The organism is Enterococcus diestrammenae (genome assembly GCF_049384045.1).
Classification (GTDB): domain Bacteria; phylum Bacillota; class Bacilli; order Lactobacillales; family Enterococcaceae; genus Enterococcus_C; species Enterococcus_C diestrammenae.
Genome location: NZ_JBMRGR010000011.1, coordinates 1 through 15,115, shown reverse-complemented (window position 1 = coordinate 15,115; position 15,115 = coordinate 1). Strand labels below are relative to the sequence as shown.

The following is a 15,115-nucleotide window of genomic DNA, read 5'->3' as shown; positions in this document are numbered from 1 at the left end:
TGATAAAGCGACTATCTCAGTTTTTTTCTTGTTATGAAAAAGAGCGGAAAAACTGTTGCATTTGCTAAACAACTATAGAAAAATTCAGAATATTTATACGTAATAGGCGTTTTATTCTTTACAATTTGTCAAAAAAACGTCTATAATAAATATTAAATGAAAAAAATAATCATGATTTAAGGAGGATAACCGCATGGCGATGATTGATTTTGTGAATGTGGATAAGTTTTATGGAAAGTTTCATGCATTAAAAAATATTAATTTGCAGTTTGAACAAGGGGAAGTGGTCGTCGTAATCGGGCCTTCTGGTTCGGGTAAAAGTACGATGCTTCGCTGTATCAATGGCTTAGAAAGCATTTCTTCCGGGCAGCTTTTAATCAATGGCAAAGATTTACGAGACAAAAGTACCAAACTAACTGAAATTCGGAAAAATATAGGGATGGTGTTTCAGCACTTCAACTTATATCCTAATAAAACCGTTGTTGAGAATATTACCTTGGCACCGATGAAAGTCTTGAAAGAAAGCCAAGAAGACGCGACGAAAACAGCTGAAAAATTACTAGACCGGGTGGGGATGCTAGACAAAAAAGATGTGTACCCCGCTACTTTATCCGGAGGTCAGCAACAACGAGTGGCGATCGCTCGTGGTCTCGCTATGAAACCAGAAGTTCTTCTTTTTGATGAACCGACGTCAGCTCTCGACCCAGAGATGATTGGGGATGTCTTGAACGTCATGAAAAAAATTGCTAGAGATGGCATGACGATGATTGTGGTGACCCATGAAATGGGCTTTGCTCGGGAAGTTGCTGACCGGGTTATTTTTATGGCAGATGGGGAAGTTGTTGAAGAAAGTCGCAATCCTGAAGAGTTCTTTGAAAACCCGCAATCGGATCGGGCGCAACAATTTATCAGCAAAGTCATCAATCATTAATGGAGGGAAGGCTATGAAAAATCGATTGCTTGCAGTGGCTTCTCTTTGTTTAATGCTGCTGTTTTTAGGAGCTTGTGGCGAAAAAGTCGCAGATCGAGACATATCGCAAACTAGTAAAGAAAGCAACTCCATCACTTGGGGGGTAAAAAATGATACCCGCCTTTTTGGGATGATGGATGTCAAAACTAAAGAAGTCAAAGGATTTGATATCGATATTGCCCGTGGGATTACCGAAAAAATACTGGGTCCTGACGCCAGTGCGATTTTCGTCGAAGTGACGTCGAAAACCCGTATCCCGTTGTTGAAAAATGGGAATATCGATGCCATTATCGCTACCATGACCATCACTGAAGAGCGGAAACAACAAGTTGATTTTTCGGATGTCTACTTTGATGCCGGCCAATCCCTCTTAGTGAAAAAGGATAGTGGGATCAAGGGAATTGAAGATTTAGGAGCTGGCACCACTGTTTTAGCAGTCAAAGGCTCGACATCAGTGGACAATATTAAAAAAGCTGCGCCAGAGACCACCGTTTTAGAATGGGAAAATTACGCGGAATGCTTTATCGCTTTACAATCTGGACAAGGCGATGCCATGACCACTGATAATGCAATTTTGCTCGGTATGGCTTCTCAAAATCCCGACTACCAACTGGCAGGTGGGGCCTTTACGCAGGAACCTTATGGGATTGCAATCAACAAAGGGCAGAATAACTTTTTGAAAGAAGTCAATGAGGCCTTAGCTGAGATGCATCAAGATGGAACTTATGACCGGATTTTTGATAAGTGGTTCCCAGAAACGGAAGACGGCCGGGTGAAAGACTAAGAAAGGAGCAGAGGTTAATATGATTCAATTATTTCAAGAGTACCATAGTGTTTTTTTAGAAGGCTTTAAAATTACCATCTACTCCAGCTTAATCGCTTTGGTCTTTAGTTTGCTGATTGGAACCTTGATGGCGATTTTTCAGCTTTCTCATAATAAGTGGATCGCTGGATTGGCAAAAGCCTACGTGGAATTTTTTCGAAATATCCCGTTACTGATCATTGCCATGTTTTTTGTCGTAGTGGTACCGATGTATTGGGTAGTGTTAGACGGTTTTCAAGCGGGAACCATTGCCTTGATTATTTATACATCCGCTTTTATCGCGGAAACAGTCCGCTCGGGGATTCAAACGGTTCCTAAAGGTCAGATGGAGGCGGGACTGTCATCGGGTTTCACCTATTGGCAAACAATGAGGCACATTGTCTTACCTCAAGCTTTTAAAATTGTCATCCCACCTTTGGGTAACCAATTTATAAACTTGGTGAAAAATTCCTCAGTGTTAGCAATGGTCGCTGGTTTAGATTTGATGTATCAGGCGGATTCCGTTGCTAGTACCACCTTTGATACGTTTAATACGTATATTATTGCCGGATTGTTTTACCTGGTATTGACCTTGCCATTGTCTTATTTAATGAATCATCTTGAAAAACGTTGGGCGATTACCGACTGAGAAAGGAGCCGTGACCAATTATGCAAAACTTTATTGAGGCATATTCTTATGCAAATTTAAGCTTTCTAGTGGATGGACTCCTGGTGACGATTCTCGTTTCAGTGACTGCGATCCTTTTGAGTTTCTTCATTGGTGGCCTACTAGGGGTGGTGCGTTTTGCAAAGATTCCCTTTTTATCCAAAATTGTTGGCTTAGTAGTAGATATCATTCGCAACTTGCCATTGTTGTTGATTATCTTCTTTACTTATTTTGCCCTCCCGCAAGTTGGGATCAAGCTGTCAATCTTTTGGGCCGCAGTGGCAGCGTTGACGATTTTTGAATCAGCGATGTTGTCGGAAATTTTTCGGGCGGGCTTAAATGCCGTTCCCAAAGGTCAGATGGAAGCCGGCTTATCGACAGGATTATCCTATACGGAGACCATGTTGAGTATCGTGATACCACAAGCTTTCAAATCCATGATTCCGGCTTTGGTGAGTCAATTGATTTCGTTAATCAAAGATACTTCATTAGCAGTAATCATCAGCTTGCCGGAACTGACTCACAATGCCAAAATCATCTATGGCCAAAATGAGAATTATGTGATTCCGATGTTTGTCGCTATGACGGTCATGTACTTTGTGATTTGTTATGTCTTATCCTTGTTATCAAAGTACTTGGAACGGCGGCAATATAATTATTAACAAGTTTACAAAACAACGTGAACGCAAGGAACAATTAACGGGAAGGTTTCAGCTTGTAGCTGGGAACCTTCCCGCTTTTTGCATATTGTTGATGGCTAGCAATAAACGGTCTGAGGAAATGTGTTTAGCGCTGGAATATCCGGATGGACGACCTACCATAACTATGTTCCTGGCTTCATTAAGGAGGCTTGCGGACATTTGCTTTATCTGCTTGTGGGGGATTAGCGGAGGCTAGCTCGTAACGCCAGTGATTAGCTGTTTAGTAAGACGCCTCAATAGTTCCTAAGACTTCTAAAAAGGCGGTACTTGAAATCTTTGACGAAAAAGGCGAAAATAAGGTACTCTGATTTTTAATGAAGGCATTTAGTAGAGGACTGAAAAAATATGAACGAACAACGTCCCATCGGTTTTATTGATTCTGGGGTAGGGGGCTTGACGGTCGTCAAAGAAGCGTTACGGCAGTTACCCAATGAAGCTTTTGTGTACTTAGGGGATACCGCTCGTTGTCCATATGGGCCACGACCGGCTGAACAGGTGGTGACTTTTACCCGACAGATGGCCAATTTTTTGATGAAGCAAGAAATAAAACTGTTAGTGATTGCTTGTAATACAGCGACGGCAGTGGCGTTGGAGACGATCCGCGAAGAACTACCGATACCGGTGGTGGGGGTTATTTTACCGGGGACTCGTGCGGCTGTAAAGGCCACCACTACAGGACGGATCGGCGTGATTGGCACCCAAGGAACCATCAAGAGCCATTCTTATCATCGGGCAATTGCAGCGAAAAGTAGCCAGACACAAATTTTTGGCTTAGCTTGTCCGAAGTTTGTCCCGATTGTCGAAAGCAATGAATACCATTCCTCGATTGCGAAGAAAGTGGTAGCTGAAAGCCTCAAACCATTAAGAGGGAAAAAAATTGATACCTTAATCCTAGGCTGTACGCATTATCCATTGTTGCGCCCGCTAATTCAAAACTATATGGGACCGGCAATCACCTTGATTGATTCTGGCGCGGAAACCGTGGGGGAAGTCAGCGTCTTATTGGATTATTTCAATATTGGCAACCCTGATCCCACAAATTTGGGAACCTGCCGCTTTTTCACCACGGGCTCCACGAAAATGTTTGACGAAATTGCTAATGATTGGTTGCCAGTAAAAGTGACTTCGGAACATGTGGATTTAGGAAAATAACTGTTTGGAAAGATCATTTAAGAAAAAGGGAGATTCGATGATTAGACACGATGGTAGAAATCCGCAAACGTTGCGGCCGCTTTCGATTGAAACAAATGTGTATAAATACCCGGAAGGTTCAGCTGTGGTTTCTTTTGGTGACACCGTAGTAGTTTGTGGAGCGACTGTCCAAGATGAGGTACCCGCCCAACTGAAGGGCAAAGGCCAAGGCATAGTCTCTGGGGAATACCGAATGCTACCAAGAGCGACGCATACTCGTCAACGCCAATGTGATGGAGAAGGGGAATCTAGTGGTTATCGATGGAGCATTCAGCAGCTAATTACTCGCTCGCTATCAAAAGCAGTGGATTTGGAAAAACTTGGGGAACGCCACATCATCGTCGATTGTGATGTTTTGCAAGCGGATGGAAGTGCTGTAGCCGCGAGTATTACCGGGGCCTTTGTGGCACTCCGTCTAGCAGTAGATAAATTATTGGCTCAAAACATGCTCCTTCAGGATCCGATTAAAGAACATTTAGCAGCGATTCGTGTCGGTATTTTGGCGGGGGGCGCTTGTGTGGTGGATTTGGATGATGAGGAAAGTAACGCCAGTGAGGCAGGATTGAACTTAGTGATGACCGAAAGTGGCCGTTTTGTTGAAATCCAAGCCAGTGGCGAAGAAACAACCTTTTCCGGGGAGGATTTAAATGAGATGATTCTCTATGGTAAAAGTGCCATTGAATCAGTGATTGCTTTCCAAAAAGAAGCCTTATTGGAAGTCGATCACGCCCCCAGTCCAGAAAAAACGGTGGTCATTGCAACAGGTAATCTTGGAAAAGCCAAAGAATTTGCCGCCATGTTTGCCAAAGGGGGTTACGAAATTCAAACCTTAAAGGATTTCCCTGAACTAGCAGAAGTCGCGGAAACGGGGAAAACCTTTGAAGAAAATGCGCGATTGAAAGCTGAAACAATTGCGCAAATACTCAAACGACCTGTTTTGGCAGACGATAGTGGTTTGGTGGTGGATGCATTGTCCGGGTTACCGGGGATTTATTCCGCTCGTTTTGCGGGTCCACAAAAAAGTGATGCTGCCAATAATGCCAAACTTTTATACGAGTTAACCGACGTACCGGATGAAAAACGAACCGCTCGTTTCCATTGTACGCTGGTGTTTGCGGCTCCAGGTAAAGAGAGTTTAGTGGTGGAGGCGGATTGGCCAGGACACATTGGCCGGATTCCCCGAGGTGAACACGGCTTTGGTTATGATCCATTGTTTGTACCACTGGGTTCAGATAAAACTTCAGCTGAACTGTTACCAGCGGAAAAAAATCACCTCAGTCATCGAGGCCAAGCGTTAGCAAAACTCCAAGCCCAGTGGCAACAATGGTTAGAAGATGCCCCTAAAGCCTAAGTGAAGAGGATAGCTGAGGGGCTGCTTAAAATTAGAGACCAACGAGGAGGTGTAAAAATGAATGCAGAAAAGATTTTAGTGGTGTCAGATAGCCATGGAGATCGACAAATTCTCGTAGATATTTTAGAAAAATTCCAAGATCGTGTTTCCCTGTTGATCCATTGTGGGGATTCTGAGCTACCTGCAGCTGATCCGTTGTTTAATGTTTATCAGGTAGTCGGAGGAAATTGCGATTTTGATAGTGGGTTTCAGGAGCGCCGAATCCTCCAAACAAACTTGGATCGGATTTATGTGACCCATGGCCATTTATCCAATGTCCGTTTTGGCTTGAGCGAAATCGCTTATGAGGCGAGGGAACAAGATGCGACGATTGTCCTCTTTGGGCATACCCATCAAATCGGTTGTGAAGTGGTGCAGCACCGTTTGTATTTAAATCCTGGCAGTATCTCCCAACCCCGCGGGCCGATTCAGAAAAAAGCCTTCGCGGTGATTGAGGCTACAAAAGCCGGCTGGCAAGTACAATACTATGGACGAGATTTCGAACCAATTGCTGATTTACACTTTACTTTTAAACGCTGATAGCAACGAATTCGTCTAGCCTATAAGGGAAGAAATAGCAGTCGGCAGGAAAGCTTAACAACCGCTGAAAACTACGTAAGATTTTTATAAAGGAAGCCAGAAAGGACCGTTTTTTTCCGGTCTTTTTTGGTACAATGTAAGCGAGCGTTAGGAAACGGAGGCTATCCTTTTGATAGGTAAAGATACCCAAGCACTACTTTTAGAAAACCAAGATAATTTTCTGATTCCCGCAGACAATGTCGCTACGGTGATGTACAACCACTCCTTAGATCACGCATTGCTGGTTTTAAGCAATGTTGGCTATACCAAGATTCCAGTTCTAGATAAAGAGGATCATTTTGTTGGTTTGTTAGGCCTTAATGATATCGTTCGCAAGATGGTTTCCCTGACTGATATCGATACCGATAATTTGGCGGGATTGACAGTGGCTGATGTGATGGAAATTGGTGTGGATTATTTGACAGATGAGTCAGACTTGGAAGATATTTTACATTTATTGGTGAATAACTCCTTCTTACCGATGATCAATAAAGAGCGGATCTTTCTCGGCATCATCACTCGTAAAGAAATCTTGAAATGTACCAATCACCTCGTCCACGATCTTGAACGTCGCTATCAATTGGTCCCCAAAGAAGACAAGCCACGGGACACAGATAAAAAAGCCGGCTTGCAAGTGATTTAATACACGCAAAAACGAATTAGTGAAGCCACTGCCATTGTTGCGGTGGCTTTCTTTGGCTGGCGCGAAACTCGGGTGAATAGACCACTAAATAAGTTTCTTGTTCCCACTATGTAGTGAGGCAGATTTTCTGCATTTTCTTATGGTATAACGCAGGACACAAGGGACGAATCCCTTCAGCTAGCTCAGGAAGCAAGCGAATCAGACATAAATAACCTAGAAAGAGCACAGGATGACTCCCTCCCTAGTAATCATCAGTTTTCAGTCGCCGAGCAGTGGTTTCTGGTTTAAAATATCCGATTTGCTTTATGTTCACGATGACTTTCATAAATGTCCTCCTGGGTGATGTCAAAAGGAGGCTACTGTCCAAGGTTGTTTCCTAGCCTTTTTTCAAGCACAGAGGCCTTCGATCCTGCTAGCTTATGGTATCATGAAGAGACATGGAGGGATGAGGATGAAAAAAATGTTGAAAATACTTCTGACTTTAATCTTGGTCTTGGTGATCGTCGTTTTAGCTTATGTAGGTTATGTTTTTTTTAGTTACCAACGCCTGCCTGATCACATGGCATTAAAGGTGACGAACAACAGTGAGACAGCCTTGACTAAAAATACGGATTATCGCTTGATGAGCTATAATATCGGGTACGCATCCTATCCGGCAGATTACAGCTTTTTTATGGATGGTGGGAAATACTCACGGGCATATGATCAGGAAACAGTCGAAAAAAATATGACGGGGATTTTAGAAACAACCAAAGAGCTGGATCCGGATTTTGCATTGTTTCAAGAAGTCGATCAAAAGGGCGATCGCTCCATGAAGGTGGATGAAGTAACCGGTTTGACCACTGGCCTGCCCACATACAGTCATGTCTATGCACAAAACTATGATTCGGCATATTTGTTTTATCCGCTGACCCAACCTATAGGCAAAGCAAAATCCGGCTTGGTAACCTTGAGTAAAGCAACTATCAGCGAGAGCACCCGCTACAAGCTACCGATTGATACCGACTTTAATAAGTTCTTTGATTTGGATCGGGGCTTTTCAGCGAGTTTGATTCCGGTAAAAGATAGTCGGAAATTGACACTTATCAATACCCATATGTCAGCTTTCACTAAAAATCGAGAGGTCCGACAGGCTCAGTTGGCGAAGTTATTTGACTTTATGAAACAAGAATATGAAAATGGTCGCTACGTTATCGTAGGGGGCGACTTTAACCACGATATGTTAGGAAATAGTCCTGAGGTTTTTGGTACGCAAACCGAGCCTTTTAATTGGACCCATCCTTTTCCTACAAGTGATTTACCGGCGCATTTCCGTGTGGCAAATGAGGGCTTGGCTGAGGCGAAGATTCCCTCGGTACGTCGTAACAATGAGGCTTATCAAAAGGGGCAATCCTTTGTTTCCATAGTAGATGGCTTTTTAGTTTCGGACAATGTCAAAGTTGAAAAAGTTGCGGTCCATGAAACGGATTTTGCTAACTCCGACCATCAGCCGATTGTATTGACTTTCAAGTTAGGCTAACTGGTTTGATCTTCACAAAAAATACCCACTTCTCAAATTTTAGAGAAGTGGGTATTTTCTATGCAGATAATCCGGTAACCGGGGTGGTAGGAATCGTAAAGCCAGCTGCTGTCAAAGCGTCGATGGAAGAAGCTAAAAATTCTTCTTTCAAAGTTGCTTGGGTGCCGTTAACAGCATAAAAAGTACTGCGAATGACATAATTGCCACCCCCGATATCTACGAGACCAAAGACGGTAGGTGGGGTTGTGATTTTTTCTTGATTACTTTCAGTTAGCTGCTGATTGACGGCTTCGATTACTTCGCGGATACCTTCCAGGCCTTCTGCCGGTAAGATCCGCACGTCCACAATAACTTGCATATCGGAGCGAGAATTGTTGCTGATGGTGGTGATATTTCGATTGGGAATAAAATGAACAGTCCCATTCAATGAGCGTAATTCCAACGTTCGAATGCCAACATTGATGACGCGGCCTTCAATCGCTAAGTTTTGCAAGACGACGTAATCACCAACATCAATCTGCTGTTCCACGATAATGAAGAAGCCGGTGATAATATCATTCATAAATCCTTGTGCCCCAAGGCCGATAGCCAAACCGGCAATCCCAGCCCCGGCCAGTAGCGAGCCCACCGGTACGCCTAGTGTCGAAAGAATCGCGTAAACAAAGAAAAAGCCTAGGGTATAATGGACGACGTTGCGAAGAAGGGTATGAATGGTACGGACCCGATTTTCATTGACGCGACCACTTTTTTGATAGGACTGATGGCTGTGATCCACCAGAAAATCGGCAACCTTCAATAAGATGGTAAACAAGACAATTAAAAAGAAAAGCATCATGGCTTTTTGAATCACCAAACCCACAATAGCTTCCCAGTCGATATTTTGCCACCATCGCTGAATCGCATTCAGCTGTTTGGTAGCTGGTGCAATAATTTCGGAACCGGTGGAATCTGTGGTAGTACCACTAGTTGCTGCTAGCAGTCGATTGTTTGAAAGTATGAAAAGAAGTTTGTTCATAGGTGAATGATTTCCTCCGTCTGCTTTGTCAAGTAAGGTCATTTGCTAAGTAAACTTTATTGTATCAAAAACCATCCCTCCTGTCACAAGGTGCGCTGACCAAAATCCTTCTCTTTCTCATCAAAGTGGAAGCCCGTCTTTACTTGATGGAGAAAGCGTAAGTCGGCTAGTTACCAGATAATTGCTAGAAGCTCTTAAGCTATTAAAAATCGCTCCAAGCAGTCAAAGTTACTGCTTGGAGCGATGAATGTCTATCTATCAGTATTTTGGGTTGCGAGCTAAGGTAGAGAAGCTTTTGGAATCTCGGCATCGGTTTGTTGATGATAGGTTGCTGGTGTTTTAAAGCCGTATTCATTGCCCAAGATGTATTTGGCGATGTGCAAGGTCCGATCACTGGAGCGTTCCAAGTTGGAACTGATATCGATGAAGAGAATACCATCAGCTGCTCGACCTTCGCCATGGTTCATCAGGCGGATATATTTTTTCCGCAATAATTCCACAAGGCGATTGACTTCTTGTTCTCGAGCAAGCATTTTTTCCGCTAATTCCATATCATCGTTTTCCAAAACCTCCAAGGCATCTCGCACATTTTTTTGTACTTTATCGAAAAGTAAAACCAAATCTTCATCGAAAAGCAGCAGGGTATCCCGATGATGACTGACGAGGCCTTTGCGTTTCTCTCGGGAACGTTGTTTTTGTTCCACTTCACAGGCCTCTGCGACAAAATTCACGATATTTTTACAGTGATCACCAATCCGCTCGAAATCTTTGGTAAATTCTAAAAGCATGGCTTGTTCTTGGCTTTCAGTAGAAGATAGTTCAAAAGTAGCACTTTTTGCAAGAAAATCCGTCAATTCGATATCAAATTTATCAATGGCATCCTCGTATTGATAGACATCATCTTTTAGTTCTTCATTTGGCTCGATATAGTATTTCTTCGCTGCATCTAACGCTCTAACGACATAGGTTCCCATCTGGATGACTTCCGTCGAGGCTTGTCGTAGCGCGATGGAAGGCGAAGTGTGGAAAAAGTCTTCGTTTAATTCCACCGAGCGAATTTCCAGTGATTTATCATCTCCAGGAATAATCTTCTTCACCAAGATTTCGATTTGGGGAATAAACCAGAACTGAATGGCTAGGTTGGTAACATTGAATAGCCCGTGAGCAAAAGCAATCTGCATACTGGGGTTTAAACCGAGACGGGCGCCGATAAAGATGACCACTTTAGTAAAGGGACTTAAAAGCAAGGTGAAAATGATAGCTCCCACTAAGTTGAATGTGACATGGGCAGCTGCGGTTCGTTTGGCTGCTACACTAGCGCCTAAAGCAGCAATCACGGCAGTAATCGTCGTTCCGATATTGTCTCCAAAGAGAATCGGTAAAGCAGCCGCGAGCCCCAAACTACCTTGAGAATAGAGCTGCTGTAAAATCCCGATGGTGGCACTGGAACTTTGCAGCACCATTGTTAACAAAGACCCAATCCCAACGCCTAAAACTGGGTGGTGGGAAACGTCAATCATCAATTGATTAAACTGAGGGAGATCTTTTAGGGGTTCCATGGCATTTCCCATCAGTTTTAACCCGAAAAAGAGGCAGCCGAAGCCAAATAAAATTTGACCAATATTTTGTAAGGATTTTCGTTTGAAGAAAAATAGTAGTAGGGAGCCCATGCCGATAATTGGCAGAGCATAAGCACTTAAGTTAAAACCGATAATAAAGGCGGTGACTGTCGTCCCCACATTGGCCCCCATAATCACGCCAATCGCTTGACGCAAGGTCATAAAGCCAGCCGAGACTAAACCGACAGTCAAGACCGTCGTCCCCGAGCTAGATTGAATCAAGCCGGTAACGATTAAACCAGCTAAAACCGAACGCAAAGGGGTTGAGGTAAAACGATTCAATACCTCCCGTAAGCGATCACCAGCGGCTTTTTGCAAGCCATCTCCCATGTACTTAATCCCAAAGAGGAAGATTCCCAAACCTCCCAAAAATGTAAATAACATTTCTTGATATGACATCATTGACCTCCGGATATAATTTTTTCGATCCAATGGTTAGAAATTTGTACAAGCAATTTCAGCATACGGGAAATTCATGTCGTTGTAAACGTATTTTTTCACCACCAGAAGGGAAAAAAGACTAAGCTCTTCGGAAAAACCGACATTTTTTACTTGATTAAAAGCGGCAAAAGGCAAAATAGCGTATTTTTTAGGTCAGAGGAATTTGGCTAGTTATCTTTCCGAAAAATAATGTTAGTTTGACAAGACAAAAAACAGCCAATTCCTGAAGGATTGGCTGCGCTGGGTTTACTCTATGAAAGGTGAACACCTTTATCGACGAAGATGACTTCGCCAATGATTCCGCTGGCTGCGGGACTGATTAAGAAAGCCGTAACGTTGCCGACTTCTTCAATCGTCACGCCAACATGATCAGGGGTGCGGTCTTCTGACAATTGAATCAATTTTTGATAATCTTGGACGCCAGTTACCGCTAGTGTTTTGATGGCACCAGCTGAAACGCCGTTGACTCGTATCCCTTGAGGGGAGAGTTCGGCTGCCAAGTAGCGGACTTCAGCTTCCAAGGCCGCTTTGGCAATTCCCATCATATTGTAGTTAGGAACTGCGCGCTCTGAGCCAAGATAGCTCATAGTTACAATACCGCTATTGGCTGCTAAGATTGGTTTTGCGTATTTTGTTACCGCGATTAATGAATAGGCACTAATATCTTGTGCTAGGGCGAATCCATCTCGGGAAATATTTAAAATGTCTCCTGAAAGGTCTTCTTTATTTGCATAAGCAATTGCGTGGACAATCCCATGAATTTCTCCAGCATACTCACCGATTTGGGTAAAGGCTTGTTGGATGCTTTCGTCAGACGCGGCATCACATTCCACGAGAAAAGATTCTTCTGGTACCAATTTGGCCAGTTGTTTTTTCATACGATCGTTTTGGTAAGTATAGATCACTTCAGCTCCTTGATCTAAAAGGGCTTTGGCACATCCCCAGGCGATACTGCGTTTATTGGCAACCCCCATAACGACAACTTTTTTTCCTTGTAATAAGCTCATGCGGACACTCCTTGATTTAAAATAAAATAATCGATAATTGCGACTTTATTTAGCCCTCCTCATTATTAGGTAAAAAGGTTTGATTGTCAAACTATTTTTTCTGAAAAATACCTAGTAAGTGATCTTAACGGTTGATTTATCAGGATTTAATTATTTTGTTTTCCAAAATATCTTATGATCCTACGAAGCGGAGGCAGAAAATATTCAATTGAAAGTAAAGAACAGCCGGCAAATCACCTACCTGTGATTTTGCCGGCTGTTTCTAGGTTATTCGGTTGCTTCTTGTAAAATTTTGATGCTATTGATTTTAACCTCTTCTTTTAAGGTAGCTTGTTCGCCAAGACTATTTGTGCTGTCTTCTTTTTCGGCAGTGGCAATTTTATCGACTACTGCCATCCCGTTTTCAATCACTTGACCAAACACGGTATACTGACCGTCTAATTGAGGCATTCCTCCGTCTTTGTAGGCTTCAATAATCGCTTCTGGGTAGTATTGAATAGCTAAACCATCTGCTTTATCGTCATGGTTTTGAATGATGAAGAATTGGCTGCCGTTTGAGTTAGGATCAGTGCTACGAGCCATCGCGAGGGCCCCGCGAATGTTGTAAAGTTGGTCGCTAGCTTCTAGTTCAAAGCCTTCTCCCCAGATACTTTCTCCGCCAGTCCCGTCACCATTCGGGTCGCCCCCTTGGATCATGAAATCTTCGACCGCTCGATGGAATTTCGTCCCGTTATAGTAGCCTTCTTTCGCGTGAGTAACAAAGTTTTCCACTGCTTTGGGAGCAATTTTAGGGAAGAGTTTGAATTTAATTTTTCCCGCCGTGGTATCCATCTCGATGACAGTTTCGTCTGCTTTGATTTCATCATCTAATTGGGGTAGCTCTAAAGCATTGAGATCCACTGATGAACTCGTGGTTGTTTCGGTTTTTTTAGCGGAGCTTGTATCGCTACTAGCGGTGTTGTTACTGCCACAAGCTGTCAAGAACAAAGCCGCTCCCAAAGTGATAAAGCCGGTCATTAATCGTTTTTGTTTCATGTTTGCATTCCTTTCTATGATGGATGGGCCCTTTGCATCTTGTTTCGTGTATCTTTGTAAAAGTGCCATCCCAAACTACTTGCGTTAATAGAATAACAAAAAAAAGCACAGGTTACCATAGGCGGATGTGAAGTTTTTGTAAACCTTTTCTAACTTTCAAGAGAAAGGTGTAGACCAATTATCCCAGGGAGTGTTATACTTGTTTTGTAATCAAAAATAGCGATTCCAGTTGCGAAGATGGGCCGTTTAACAGGTGTGTTCGCCAAAAATTTTCATGTGCGGGCCAGGAACTGAGACGCATCGGTAGCCAGGAATCCATTCTTAGGAGGCTCAATGATGGGAAAATTAGGTATTTCAATTTATCCAGAACGTTCAACATTTGAAAAGGACAAAGCTTACTTGGATCTAGCTCATAAATATGGCTTCAAACGAGTGTTTACGAGCTTGTTGCAAATCCAAGGAGACAAAGAACAAGTTTTGGCTGACTTCAAAAAAGTGGTGGATTACGCCAACTCGTTAGAAATGGAAGTTATGGTGGATATCAACCCTGGCTTGTTTGAACAACTAGAAATTTCCTATGATGATTTGTCCTTCTTCCACGAGATGGGGGCTTATGGGGTCCGTTTGGATATCGGCTTTACCGGTGCTGAAGAAGCTCGGATGACTCGCAATCCATATGGCATCAAGATTGAAATCAACATGTCCACTGGTACGAGTTACGTGGACAATATTATGAGTTACTCTCCAAATACAGCCAACTTGTTAGGCTCACATAATTTTTATCCTCATCGCTATTCAGGGTTAAGTTATGAACATTTTGTTTATTGTTCCCAACAATTTCGGAAATACAATTTGAACACGATGGCTTTTGTCAATTCTCATGATGCAACGTTTGGTCCTTGGCCGACGCAAGATGGGCTTTGCTCTTTGGAAGATCATCGTGATTTAGAGTTGGCAACCCAAGTCAAACACTTGTTACTGACGGGTTTGATTGATGATATTTCCATCGCCAATGCCTATGCTTCGGAGGCGGAAATGGCTGCTATGGCTGAAGCCTTCCAGGCGGAATACCCAACTTTGAAAGTTGTCGTGGAAGAAGATATCACAGAAGACGAACGCATCTGTCTTTTTGATAATTTACACAGCTATCGTGGCGACCGTTCCGACTATATCTTACGTTCGACGATGACCCGGGTGTATTACAAAGACAAACCGTTTCCAGCTCATAACACTCGAGACATGACCCGCGGGGATGTTTTGATCGACAATGTCGGTTACGGGCAATACAAAGGGGAAACCCAAATCGCCTTAAAAGAAATGAAAAATGACGGTCGGGTCAACGTGGTTGGACGCATTTCAGAAGATGAACTGTTCTTGTTAGGCTTCTTAAGACCATGGTCTAGCTTTAAACTCAAAGAAAGCAAATAAGTCGTAGAAAAAGCGGTCCTCAGGTAGGGCCGTTTTTTGTTTGCCCAGCATGGGCAAACTCTTAAGGGTTAAAGTCCCTAACGTGTCCCAGTAACGGAAAACGTATAG

The 15,115-nt window shown here is 43.1% G+C and carries 14 protein-coding genes; 10 read left to right on the top strand and 4 right to left on the bottom strand.

Annotated elements, in window-relative coordinates; translation table 11 throughout:
- Positions 1-193: 193 nt before the first annotated feature.
- The 9 genes from ACO03U_RS08800 (at position 194) to ACO03U_RS08760 (ending at position 8,462) form a co-directional block, all read left to right on the top strand.
- Positions 194-931, top strand: coding sequence for an amino acid ABC transporter ATP-binding protein (locus ACO03U_RS08800; protein WP_161870463.1), 738 nt, complete (start codon positions 194-196; stop codon positions 929-931).
- A gap of 52 nt (positions 932-983) precedes the next feature.
- Positions 984-1,754, top strand: a complete 771-nt coding sequence (locus ACO03U_RS08795) for a glutamate ABC transporter substrate-binding protein (RefSeq protein WP_423104632.1) — start codon at positions 984-986, stop codon at positions 1,752-1,754.
- Between the two features lie 19 nt (positions 1,755-1,773).
- On the top strand, positions 1,774-2,421 hold the full coding sequence (locus tag ACO03U_RS08790; RefSeq protein ID WP_204686968.1) for an amino acid ABC transporter permease: 648 nt from the start codon (positions 1,774-1,776) through the stop codon (positions 2,419-2,421).
- 20 nt (positions 2,422-2,441) lie between these two features.
- Positions 2,442-3,101: an amino acid ABC transporter permease gene (locus ACO03U_RS08785; protein WP_204686967.1), complete on the top strand. Its 660-nt coding sequence runs from the start codon at positions 2,442-2,444 to the stop codon at positions 3,099-3,101.
- 384 nt (positions 3,102-3,485) lie between these two features.
- Positions 3,486-4,292, top strand: coding sequence for a glutamate racemase (gene racE, locus ACO03U_RS08780; protein ID WP_204686966.1), 807 nt, complete (start codon positions 3,486-3,488; stop codon positions 4,290-4,292).
- 40 nt (positions 4,293-4,332) lie between these two features.
- Positions 4,333-5,682 carry a ribonuclease PH gene (locus ACO03U_RS08775; RefSeq protein ID WP_204687023.1) on the top strand — a complete coding sequence of 450 codons (1,350 nt, stop codon included), beginning with the start codon at positions 4,333-4,335 and terminating at the stop codon, positions 5,680-5,682.
- 57 nt (positions 5,683-5,739) lie between these two features.
- Positions 5,740-6,261, top strand: coding sequence for a metallophosphoesterase (locus tag ACO03U_RS08770; protein WP_204686965.1), 522 nt, complete (start codon positions 5,740-5,742; stop codon positions 6,259-6,261).
- 169 nt (positions 6,262-6,430) lie between these two features.
- Positions 6,431-6,943, top strand: a complete 513-nt coding sequence (cbpB, locus tag ACO03U_RS08765; protein WP_161870457.1) for a cyclic-di-AMP-binding protein CbpB — start codon at positions 6,431-6,433, stop codon at positions 6,941-6,943.
- A gap of 451 nt (positions 6,944-7,394) precedes the next feature.
- The gene (locus ACO03U_RS08760; protein ID WP_204686964.1) at positions 7,395-8,462 is read left to right on the top strand and encodes an endonuclease/exonuclease/phosphatase family protein; all 1,068 of its coding nucleotides are present in this window, start codon (positions 7,395-7,397) and stop codon (positions 8,460-8,462) included.
- Positions 8,463-8,520: 58 nt separating this feature from the next.
- On the opposite strand, the gene ACO03U_RS08755 is transcribed toward ACO03U_RS08760, so the two are convergent.
- The 4 genes from ACO03U_RS08755 to ACO03U_RS08740 form a co-directional block, all read right to left on the bottom strand.
- Positions 8,521-9,477 carry a mechanosensitive ion channel family protein gene (locus ACO03U_RS08755; protein ID WP_204686963.1) on the bottom strand — a complete coding sequence of 319 codons (957 nt, stop codon included), beginning with the start codon at positions 9,475-9,477 and terminating at the stop codon, positions 8,521-8,523.
- Positions 9,478-9,755: 278 nt separating this feature from the next.
- Positions 9,756-11,495, bottom strand: coding sequence for a Na/Pi cotransporter family protein (locus tag ACO03U_RS08750; RefSeq protein ID WP_204686962.1), 1,740 nt, complete (start codon positions 11,493-11,495; stop codon positions 9,756-9,758).
- Between the two features lie 293 nt (positions 11,496-11,788).
- Positions 11,789-12,544 (bottom strand): enoyl-ACP reductase FabI, encoded by a 756-nt coding sequence (gene fabI / locus ACO03U_RS08745; protein ID WP_204686961.1) that lies wholly within the window; start codon positions 12,542-12,544, stop codon positions 11,789-11,791.
- Between the two features lie 267 nt (positions 12,545-12,811).
- Complete coding sequence (locus ACO03U_RS08740) at positions 12,812-13,579, bottom strand: peptidylprolyl isomerase (RefSeq protein WP_161870452.1); 768 nt, start codon at positions 13,577-13,579, stop codon at positions 12,812-12,814.
- Between the two features lie 336 nt (positions 13,580-13,915).
- Here ACO03U_RS08740 and ACO03U_RS08735 point away from each other — a divergent pair, with 336 nt between their 5' ends.
- A complete protein-coding gene (locus tag ACO03U_RS08735) occupies positions 13,916-15,007 on the top strand; it encodes a DUF871 domain-containing protein (protein ID WP_161870451.1) in 1,092 nt (363 codons plus the stop codon).
- Positions 15,008-15,115: the final 108 nt, after the last annotated feature.